At 44.3% G+C, this 1104-nt stretch carries 1 protein-coding gene and 1 pseudogene; both read left to right on the forward strand.

Features of this window, described 5'->3' with window-relative positions; translation table 11 throughout:
* Window positions 1-246: pseudogene (locus R8N47_RS23630) on the forward strand (1,4-beta-xylanase); the annotation flags it as partial.
* Window positions 247-316: 70 nt separating this feature from the next.
* The coding region (locus tag R8N47_RS23635) for an MFS transporter (RefSeq protein ID WP_318185904.1) at window positions 317-1104 on the forward strand (788 nt) is incomplete at its 3' end.

Here is a 1104-nt window from a genome sequence, read left to right on the forward strand (position 1 = left end):
GACGCTCTTCCGATTTCGCAATCGTACATGCACGAACAGCTTCCGGTCTTTAAACAGAAAAATATTGGCTGCTATCAGTGGGGATTAGTGAAAGGAAAAACACAAACGCATCTGCCTTGGCCAGAGATAAAACGTAGCGATGCAAACTATGCGAGTCAATGGTTCCACGATCTGCTTGATGAGCAAGGACAGCCGTATGACGCAAGCGAAGTGCAATTGATCAAAACACTCGCAGAAGTGGATTAATTGCCTGTGAGCCGACTCTGAGAAATGGGTCGGTTTCTTATTTACAATAAAATCAATTGAGACGTGAACAATGACTACTCTACAAAACAAACTCACTAATAAGGAGCTGATGTCTTACTTCGGCTATGGGGTAGGCCAGTGCTTTAGCTTTGGTCTAGTCGGCTCTTTTATTCTTTATTTCTATACCGATATTTTGGGCATTTCTCCAATTGCGGCGAGTACGATTTTTTTGATTGCTCGTGTGTGGGATGCGGTGAACGATCCGCTCATTGCCGGATACATGGACACGTTAGACTCTCGCTTTGGTAAATTCCGCCCTTACATGCTGTTTACGCCGGTTCTGATTGTTCTGGTCACGGTGGCCGCTTTCTATAACATCGATGCTGATACATCGACAAAAGTGATGTATGCCGGTATCACTTACATTCTTTGGGGTACGCTTTACACCATTTCTGATGTGCCGTTTTGGTCTATGTCTTCTGTTATGACGGATGAACCACAAGAGCGAGCAAAAGCGGCAACTTGTGCCATGTTAGGGGTGAATGCGGGTATTGGTGCGACTTTGGTTGTGTTCCCAAAACTGAGTGCTTACTTCGCTGATGGCCGCGCAGATCAGGGTTACTTACCTGCTGTGATTGTGTTGATGATTGCGGGTTTGTTCTTCATGCTGAACGGTTTTTACAACACCAAAGAACGTATCTCGACGAAGAGCTGCGAAAAAGTCACGCTAAAACAAACCTTTCAAGCTGTTCGTAAAAACAAGCCGTTGTTTTTTATTCTGGCAGCGTTTTTCATGAATGTGTTTTTCAATTTAGTGAATGGCCTGTACATTTTCTTCTTCACATACAACATGGGGGA

This window comes from Vibrio sp. 2132-1, assembly GCF_033344315.1.